2 protein-coding genes are annotated in these 1,916 nt (G+C 64.1%); both read left to right on the top strand.

Annotated features, from left to right (window positions below; all coding sequences use genetic code 11):
* The coding region (locus D0Z70_RS24375; protein WP_119750781.1) for an aldehyde dehydrogenase family protein at positions 1 to 1,290 on the top strand (1,290 nt) is incomplete at its 5' end.
* A gap of 57 nt (positions 1,291 to 1,347) precedes the next feature.
* Positions 1,348 to 1,916, top strand: a 569-nt coding sequence (locus tag D0Z70_RS24370; protein WP_182914108.1) for an alcohol dehydrogenase catalytic domain-containing protein, incomplete at its 3' end; no start/stop codon positions are given.

The following is a 1,916-nucleotide window of genomic DNA, read 5'->3' as shown; positions in this document are numbered from 1 at the left end:
GCCGAGCGCGCAAGGATCCTCAATCGCGTGGCTGACCGGCTCGAGGACAATCTCGAGCTGCTCGCGCTGGCCGAGACCATGGACAACGGGAAGCCGATCCGGGAGACCCGCGCCGCCGATGTGCCGCTGGCCATCGATCACTTCCGCTATTTCGCCGGCTGCGTCCGCGCGGAGGAAGGGTCGATCTCGACAATCGACGAGAAGACGATCGCCTATCATTTCCGCGAGCCGCTGGGCGTCGTCGGACAGATCATTCCGTGGAATTTCCCGCTGCTGATGGCGGCCTGGAAGATTGCCCCGGCGCTCGCGGCCGGCAACTGCACGGTCATCAAGCCCGCCTCGCAGACGCCGCTTTCGCTGCTGCTGTTCGCCGAGCTGACCGCCGATATCCTGCCGCCGGGGGTGGTCAATATCGTGACCGGACCGGGTGGGTCGGTCGGACGCGCGATCGCGGCCAATCCGCGGATTGCGAAAGTGTCCTTCACCGGCGAAACGACGACCGGCCGGCAGATCATGGGCTATGCCGCCGAGCACCTGATCCCGCAGACGATGGAGCTGGGCGGAAAGTCCCCGAACATCTTCCTGGCGGACGTCATGAACGAGGACGACAATTTCCTCGACAAGGCGCTGGAAGGCTTCGCCCTGTTCGCGTTCAACAAGGGTGAGGTCTGCACCTGCCCCTCGCGCGCGCTGGTCCACGAATCGATCTTCGACCGGTTTGTCGAAAGGGCGGTCGCGCGCGTCGCGGCGATCCGGGTCGGCGACCCGCTCGATCCGCTCACGCAGATGGGCGCGCAGGCGTCGGAGGACCAGCTCCACAAGATCCTGGGCTATATCGACATCGGCAAGCAGGAAGGCGCCGAGTGCCTGACGGGGGGGCAGCGCGCCCGTCCGGGAGGCGAGCTCGACGACGGCTTCTTCGTCGAGCCCACCGTGTTTGTCGGCAACAACAAGATGCGGATCTTCCAGGAGGAGATTTTCGGGCCGGTCCTGTCGGTGACCCCGTTCAAGACGATCGAGGACGCGATCTCGATCGCCAACGACACCATCTACGGATTGGGCGCCGGTGTGTGGACCCGTAACGGCAATCATGCCTATCGGCTGGGCCGCGCGATCGAGGCCGGTCGGGTGTGGACCAACTGCTATCATGCCTATCCCGCGCACGCGGCGTTCGGAGGATATAAGGCCTCCGGGTTCGGGCGTGAAAACCACAAGATGATGCTCGACCACTATCAGCAGACCAAGAATCTGCTGGTCAGCTACGACGAGACGGCCCTCGGCCTCTTTTGACCCGGCTCACCCAGGCCGCGGCCAATCCGCGCGGCCGCCTCTGCAAGGAACACCACGATGAACAAGACCATGAAAGCTGCGGTCGTACGCGAATTTGGCCAACCGCTGGTGATCGAGGAAGTGCCGGTCACGATGCCTGGCCCGGGCCAGATCCTGGTGAAGATCGCGGCGACCGGCGTTTGTCATACAGACCTTCACGCGGCCGAGGGGGACTGGCCGGTCAAGCCCAATCCACCGTTCATTCCCGGCCATGAGGGTGTCGGTCATGTGGTCGCGGTGGGTAGCGGCGTGACCTATGTGAAGGAGGGCGACCGTGTCGGCGTCCCCTGGCTCTACACCGCCTGCGGGCACTGTGTTCATTGCCTCGGCGGATGGGAAACGCTCTGCGAGGCCCAGCAGAATACCGGCTATTCGGTGAATGGCAGTTTTGCCGAATATGTTCTCGCCGATCCCAACTATGTCGGTCACCTGCCGGCCAATATCGGGTTCATCGACATCGCCCCGATCCTGTGCGCCGGCGTGACGGTCTACAAGGGGCTGAAGGTCACGGACACACGGCCCGGCAATTGGGTGGCGATCTCGGGCATCGGCGGTCTCGGGCATATGGCCGTGCAATATGCCAAGGC

The organism is Sphingobium terrigena (assembly GCF_003591655.1).
GTDB lineage: Bacteria > Pseudomonadota > Alphaproteobacteria > Sphingomonadales > Sphingomonadaceae > Sphingobium > Sphingobium terrigena.
Note: the sequence above shows the minus strand (reverse complement) of the source record. Positions and strands in the feature narration are given on the sequence as shown.